Origin of the sequence: Nocardia sp. NPDC057440, assembly GCF_042802915.1 — a bacterium.
In the GTDB taxonomy this organism is placed as follows: domain Bacteria; phylum Actinomycetota; class Actinomycetes; order Mycobacteriales; family Mycobacteriaceae; genus Nocardia.
Genome location: NZ_JBHVDF010000007.1, coordinates 433355 through 440377 on the forward strand (window position 1 = coordinate 433355; position 7023 = coordinate 440377).

The window sequence follows — 7023 nt, forward strand, 5'->3', positions numbered from 1 at the left end:
CGAGACCGGGCCACCAGATGCGACTCGGTCACGCGGACAAGTGGACTCTGGCCGCCCCGATGCGATCGATGCGATCGCGGCCCCAGGCGCCGAGTGGTTCGAGTGCGGCGTTGAGCGCCGTGCCCAGCTCGGTGAGGCGGTATTCGACCCGCGGCGGGACCTCGCGATAGATCTCGCGGTCCACGACGCCGTCCTCCTCCAGCTCGCGCAGCTGCTGGATGAGCATCTTCTCCGACACCCCCGGCAGGCCGCGGCGCAGTTCGCCGAAGCGGCGCACACCGTGGTTCTCGAGCTCCCAGAGGATCAGCGCCTTCCACTTCCCGCCGACGACATCCATCGCCGCGTCGATGCCGCAGAAGTATGGTCCGGATCTCTTTTCGCCCATCGTCCGACCTCGCTACCTGTTCACACGCCGAGTGGTAAGTACCCGACCAAATAGTAGGTACTTGCCGGTCCATCGGGCAAAGAGCAACCTTGGTTCCAGCGCGCTGACCACCACGTTCACCAACCAAGGAGGCGACCCGCAATGGCGGAAACCCAGTACCCCGGTGACGGTCCTCGGACTCGGCGCGATGGGCCAGGCGATGGCCGCCCCTTCCAACCCCTCGCCTTCCACAAACCCACTGTCGACGCCATCGTCCGCGCCCGCCGCGACGCAGGCGTAGCCCTCGACATCGGCCCCCATCAAGAACCTCATCGACCGCCAAATCGCCGACGGCCACAACCCGCTGGGATTCGAGCGAACCATCGAAGAACTCCGCTGACCCGACCACACCGCCGTGCGTTCGCCACCCCTCCACGAACGCACGGCCGCAGGCTCACATCCCCGAGAATTGCCAGCTAGAGGCTCGATTTGGTTCCACGCACCCACATCCGATAACCTTGCTGAGCACCACCGGTCCGGGTGGCGGAATGGCAGACGCGCTAGCTTGAGGTGCTAGTGCCCTTTAACGGGCGTGGGGGTTCAAGTCCCCCTCCGGACACAAAATTGTGGCAAATATGCCTCAGAAAAGGGGTCCAGGCTCAGCCTGGACACCCATCATCGGATTTTTCTCGCGACCTGCGGTTTCACCCCCACTGGGGGTGATTCGTGTGAGCCATGACACACTCGCACCGGTCATTCCATCGTTCTCCGCGCTCAACGCCACCGGTGGCGTTCATGCGATTCCCGGCGCGCCGGGGTTGCCGCTGGGCAATGTCGAGCTACCGCCCAAGCGGTCGGCGGTACACAGCATCCGTCCGGTCGATACCAACGGGCGCGTGATCGACAAGGCCGTCCTGACCGCGTTGGATTGGCGTCCCGGGGATCTGCTGTCGTGGCGGATCAACGGCGGGTTGATCGTGATCACCCGCCCCGGCTACGGCCGCCGCGGCGTCACCAAGCACGGACACCTGTCCCTGCCCGCGGCCGTACGCCGCGGCGCACACATCAGCATCCACGACCGCGTTCTGCTGGCTGCCGACCCCGAACAGTCTCTGCTGGTGGTGTACCCGGCCCACGTGCTCGATGAGATCCTCGCGCGCCGCTTCGCCGAAGGAGCCGACGCATGAGCACGCGCACAGACTCCGACATCGCCGCAATGCAGACGATGATGAAAAGTCTCGGACTCACCCTCGCCGATCTGGCAACAGGGACCGAAACCGCTCGTGCGGTGCCGACTTTCGCCGAGCACATCCCGAAGGCGCTGGCCTCGATGCCGCAGGGGCGCACCCGCGATCACTACCAGACCTATTGGGACAAGATCCTCGCCCAGCCCGGGTGGGCCCAGCGGCGTCTGGACGAACCGACGACCGCCGATTTTCAGGTGTTGTGCGAGGCGATCCGTGCACAGCGGGTAATCCGGCGCAGCGACCGCGGAGGCAACGATGTGGTCCGCCACGTCACCGACGTGTTGCGACGGCTGTACAAGCACGCCGAGGACAATCGGACGATCGATCCGCGTGACAACCCCGTCGCCGGGCTGAAGAAACCCAAACGCACCCGTTCCAACCGGCGCGCGCTGCCGGCGAATCTGCTCGCGCAAATCGTCCATGTCGCCTCGACCACGGGCAACGACCCCGAGCTCGACACCCTGCTGCTGCGGCTTCACACCGAGTCCGGATGCCGCCGTGGCGGGGCGCTGAGCTTGCGTCCGCAGGACTTGGACCCGGTACAGTCGCTGATCCTGCTGCGGGAAAAGGGTGGCACCGAACTCTGGCAGCCCGTCTCCCCGACCCTGATGCGCGCGCTGTGCCGCCACGGCGAGGAGCGCGATGCGCTGCCGAACGAACAGCTACTGCGTGCACGCAACGGCAAGCCCATCACCCGCCGACGCTACAACGCGCTGTTCGAACGCCTCGGCCGCCACCTGCCGTGGGTGCACACACACGGCATCTCCATCCACTGGCTGCGCCACACCACCACCACATGGATCGAACGCCACTACAACCACGCCGTGGCCAGCGAGTTCGCCCGACACAGCCAGGCCAGCCGCGGCACCACCGGCATCTACACCACCGCCACCATCAACGAAGTCGCCACCGCTATCGCTCACCTCACCGGCGAACCCCACCCCTTGGCCACGACAGAACCCAGCCTCGACCATGCCGGGAGCCGCGCAGCGATTTCCGGATCGCCGCCGAGCCTGCCGCCGACGCGCGCTGGCATCGAGTCGGGCCGAAACATCTGAGGGAGATCAGCTCATGACAACCTCCGCGATGGACGAACAATCCACCCACGCTGGCGAATTCAGATCCGACTCCGCTCTCGCGTTCACCAGCGAAGAAGTCGTCGAAGCGCTCGTCGCGCTCACCGGCGAGCTGCACCCGCTGCTGCCAGACGACGATCCCGCATGGGCCCATGCCGGTCTGAGCCCGTTTCGCTGGAAGGAACCCACCCGATGACCGCACCACCCCGCGACCGGGCGTCACACGTCGACGATTCGGCCGACATACCAGCAACCTCAACCGCGCCGACACCCGAACCCACTGCCATCCGGCGGCCGTGGACGCGGCTGTGGTGGGGGCTGATTCGCCGCAGCGGCCCGGGTTCGCGCCCGCTGCGGCAGTGGCTGGACTATGCCTACGACACAGTCACGATCCAGGATGATCCGCTGCTGTATCGCGCGATGACAGAAGACGAGATCGCGGCCGAATACCGGCTCCATGTCCGGCTGCGCCGCCAGAAGCGACGTCAGCGTGCACGTATCGCGGCGCTGGAGGGTGCCGACGTCTACCGCGACCACAAGCAAGCGGCTAAGGACCGTCGGGCCGTTGCCAGCGAGCGTCGTTGGCACGAGCGGGCATTGGCGGCGCGGCGGCGCGAAACCAGCCCCGACACACAGGTGGGCATGCTCTACCGGCGCACCACGGGTATGTCGACCCGACTACGCGTCGCGATAGTCGGTGCGCTGTTGTGGTCAGCGATCAACGTAGGCATGAATTTTGCGCCGGACCACGCCGACCCAACGGGGCCGGTGCTGGTGCTGTGGATTTTGTCTTTCGGTCTAGAGGCTCTGATCTCTATCCCGATCCTCGAGATCATGGCTCAGGCGACCATCGCGGCCCGGCTGGGCAGGCTTGTCGATCGCTCGCGCATTGTGCTTTTCGAAGCGGCGTTGCTGCTCGCCACCGTCTCGCTGAACGCCGGACCGCACTTGGCGGCCGCGAACTTCGGGCGCGCCGCACAGTACAGTGTCGCGCCGACCATGGTCGTGGTCCTCATGTGGCTGCACGCCTGGCTGGCTGCACGCTACGCCAAGATGATCGACGAAGTGTCAGCAACATCGGCAGCTCACGACACCGACGACAGCCCATCTGAGACCGCTGAGTTACCCCAAGCCACGCCGGTCCCTGCGCCGTCGCCGATCACCCTTGTCCCGGCCTACAGTTCCACTGCCTTCCCCAGCCCGGCCTCGCCCACATCGGAGGCCACCGTTGCCGAGCGGACCTCACCTCCGACCTCCGAAGTGGTGCAGGCGGCCACTACTGTCGCCGGGATCTCACAGAACGACGCGGACATCATCGTCCACATCGCACGGCACATGAGGAGCCGTAGGCAGACCCCGATGCCTGAGCAGCACCTGATCTCGGTGCTCGAGAAAGCCGCGCGTGGCCTGGCCCATCAATTCATCGCGAACGAGATGGCAGAAGAAACCGGTGAGCGCTTCCACGCATCCACCATCGGTCGCATCGTGTACCGAGCACAATCCCTCGGCCTGCCGATCAACCAACAGCAGGAGGTGAGAACTCCGATCCGAACAGCCTGATCGGTCAGCGAGCGGGTGAGCCCATGTGAAACACAAGAAAAGACGGCCCCCGCACCGATCCTGCCCCTGATCGCAACTCCAGATATAGCAAAGGCCCCCAGCTGGAACTGAGGGCCCGCTTCACACCCGAAGGTCGCGCTAATGAGGCTTAGCACGTCCCAGGGTAGCTCACGCCTGCACGCGCCTGCAACGGCCCTCTTCTCGGGCGACGCACCAGCGCGTACAGCCATTCCTGACCTACCTGGGCAACCCCTACTCCCTTGTCCCCCAACCCCTTCCAGCTACACCCACACGCAAGCGCAGGCGCTGTTCACCACCCTGGCGCCCCTGCTGGCCGCCCGCCGCTCCATGCGGTTGTGGAGCCCCGAAGACGGCGTCTATCGCGCGCATGCCCAGCAGCTGACCCGCCGACTGCCCGCCCATCCCGCGGCGGTGCCGCTGTATCTCCGCGGCCGTGCGCGGTTGCTCGCACTGGATTTCGACGCCAAACATTGTGGCCGCCAGGGCGTCGACAATGATGTCGCGCGGTGTCTGCGGTGGATCGGCGACTGCGGCGGCAAGGCGATCGCCGACCGCAGCACCAGCGGTGGCCGCCATGTCCTGATCCCGCTGCCGGTGGGTATCGCTCTCACCAGAGCTGACCTCGAACCTCTGCTGCGGCTGCTCGCCGAGCAGTTACCGAGCCTCGACATCACCCCGATGCTGAACCCCGCCACCGGCTGCATCACCCCGCCCGGATCTCGCTGTCGTGAAGGCGGATTCCGCGAACTCGACGGCAGCCTTGACGACGCGGTCCAAGCGCTCACCGTCCGCTCCGACGCTGGGTTCGTTCCCCGCCTGTCCCAACTGTTGGAGATGCACGACCGTGCACTGCTCCCGCATGACCCGGCCAGCTCCGCATCGGCCCCGTGCACGGTGCGCACGACCACCGTGCACACATCGCGCGCGACGTGCACCGCCGGAGCCGAGGTCCCCCCGCTATGGGAGGACAGCGGCGACCGTGCACGACTGCGCACGCAGATCCGGCTCAGGACACCGATGCCGAGCGCGGTGCGCGCATTTGCCATCAACGGCTCGGCACCTGCGAACGGTCGCTGGCGCGCGCGGGACGGACGCCTGGACCGCTCCGCTGCCCGCCAGGCCGTCCTCGCGGCCGCCGTGCTGCGCGGGTACTGCCTCAGCGACATTCGTACGCAGTTGCCCGCCGCAGGTGGGACCTGGGCCGGATTCGCCGCCGCCTACCACCGTTACGGGGCCGAGGCTGACGCCGCGCTAGGTCGCGACTGGGATGCGGCCTGCCGCTGGGCGAACCGGATCGCACCCGAATTCCGCTCACTCGCGCACAAGTCCAAAGAGCACACAGGGGGGTGGTGGGGGGACAATTCGCGAACGAAAAAACAAGCTCGCTGGCTCACCGCCGCGACAAAGTGGGTCGACGCGCAATGGCCACGATCCCCCCGACGCTGGAGCGCGCTCGCTGTCCTTCAGGCATTGGCGTATGGCTCGGCGATCGGCGGGACCGTCGTGCGCGGTGTCCCGATCGTGGAGCTGGGCGGCCGGTCGGTATCGCTCATGGCCGCGGGAATCCCGGAGACCACCGTCTGGCAGGTCCTGCGCGACCTTCGCGACCTCCCCGGCTCTCCTATTCTGAGGACACGACGTGGCGCCGGGCTCCTCGCCGATGCTTACGCATTGGTCAGACCCCAAGTCGACGACCATCCGGACTCATCGAATCCGGCAGGGAGCCAAACGGTTCGGGTAGAGCCGGTGCATCCGGCCTGGAGCATCCTCGGACTGCACTGCCGCCGGCTGTACGAAACCGTGCTCGGCGATCGGGCAGCGACCCCGACAGAAGCAATTGCGGCGGCCCGAATGAACCGCAGCAGCGGGTACGCCGCGCTGGCGACCCTTACCACCGCCGGGCTTCTCACCCACACCAAGAGCCGCATCAACGAAGGTCCTACCACTCTCGACGACATCGCGACCGCACACGGCCTCCCGCAGCTGCGCCGAGAGCGCATATCCCGCCACCGGCAACAACGTGCACTCTGGCGCGCCTGGCTCGCGACTCGATACGAACTACACGAAGCGCAGTCTGAAGACCAAGCCGCAAAACCCTCGCGGTCTGTTGCGCAGCTGGCCACGCGACGCGAGCGACGAACGGTGGCGGACCACGATATCTGTCACCAAGAGCCATACCTGACCTTACGAATCAGATGCCCGGACGAACCGTTTCGGCGTTACGCACCGCAAGGCTTGGTGGATACGCCGCAGTCACCACCCTGACACCCTCGGAAGTTGCGTGGCTGCTGCCGGCCGAACCTCTCCGGGCAGGCCCAGATAGTCTCGGCCGCATTCCCGCGGCCAAGACCAACGACTGACCCAACGCGCGATATGCGGTGCGGGTTCAGGCGGTCATCGCAACGCTTGGTTGAGTGCTTCTGATGGTGTCTTGAACCCCAGGGTTTGTCGAGGTCGTTGGTTGAGTTCGTCAGCGATGGCATCTAGGTCGGTTTGGGTGTAGTCGCGCATGTCGACGGTGCGGGGAAGGTATTGGCGGACAAGACCATTGGTGTTCTCGTTACTGCCGCGCTGCCAGGGACTTTTGGGATCGCAGAAGTAGACCGGAACCTCGGTCGCGATGGTGAACTGGGCGTGAGCAGCCATTTCATTGCCTTGATCCCAGGTCAGGGTGCGCCGCAACGCGACCGGCAACGTCACGATCCGCGCGGCCAGCGCGGCAGCGACCAGATCGGCGCGATGCCCATCCGGCAGC

General features: G+C 66.2%; 7 protein-coding genes and 1 tRNA gene. 6 read left to right on the forward strand and 2 right to left on the reverse strand.

Annotated features, from left to right (window positions below; all coding sequences use genetic code 11):
* Positions 1-28: 28 nt before the first annotated feature.
* Complete coding sequence (locus ACFU4Z_RS18100) at positions 29-385, reverse strand: winged helix-turn-helix transcriptional regulator (RefSeq protein ID WP_379064258.1); 357 nt, start codon at positions 383-385, stop codon at positions 29-31.
* A 513-nt stretch (positions 386-898) separates the two neighbouring features.
* Here ACFU4Z_RS18100 and ACFU4Z_RS18105 point away from each other — a divergent pair.
* The 6 genes from ACFU4Z_RS18105 to ACFU4Z_RS18130 all read left to right on the forward strand — a co-directional run bounded on the left by ACFU4Z_RS18105 (position 899) and on the right by ACFU4Z_RS18130 (position 6533).
* Positions 899-983 (forward strand) — tRNA-Leu (locus ACFU4Z_RS18105).
* A gap of 109 nt (positions 984-1092) precedes the next feature.
* Entirely contained in the window at positions 1093-1551 is a 459-nt protein-coding gene (locus ACFU4Z_RS18110; protein WP_379064260.1) for an AbrB/MazE/SpoVT family DNA-binding domain-containing protein, read from the forward strand.
* Positions 1548-2669: a tyrosine-type recombinase/integrase gene (locus ACFU4Z_RS18115; protein WP_379064262.1), complete on the forward strand. Its 1122-nt coding sequence runs from the start codon at positions 1548-1550 to the stop codon at positions 2667-2669. The genes ACFU4Z_RS18110 and ACFU4Z_RS18115 overlap by 4 nt, the downstream gene beginning before the upstream one ends.
* A 13-nt stretch (positions 2670-2682) precedes the next feature.
* Positions 2683-2883: a hypothetical protein gene (locus tag ACFU4Z_RS18120; protein WP_379064264.1), complete on the forward strand. Its 201-nt coding sequence runs from the start codon at positions 2683-2685 to the stop codon at positions 2881-2883.
* Complete coding sequence (locus ACFU4Z_RS18125) at positions 2880-4247, forward strand: hypothetical protein (RefSeq protein ID WP_379064266.1); 1368 nt, start codon at positions 2880-2882, stop codon at positions 4245-4247. The genes ACFU4Z_RS18120 and ACFU4Z_RS18125 overlap by 4 nt, the downstream gene beginning before the upstream one ends.
* Positions 4248-4388: 141 nt before the next feature.
* Positions 4389-6533 carry a hypothetical protein gene (locus ACFU4Z_RS18130; RefSeq protein ID WP_379064268.1) on the forward strand — a complete coding sequence of 715 codons (2145 nt, stop codon included), beginning with the start codon at positions 4389-4391 and terminating at the stop codon, positions 6531-6533.
* Between the two features lie 129 nt (positions 6534-6662).
* Here the strand turns inward: ACFU4Z_RS18130 and ACFU4Z_RS18135 are convergent.
* On the reverse strand, positions 6663-7023 hold a 361-nt coding region (locus tag ACFU4Z_RS18135), incomplete at its 5' end, for an IS30 family transposase (protein ID WP_379064270.1).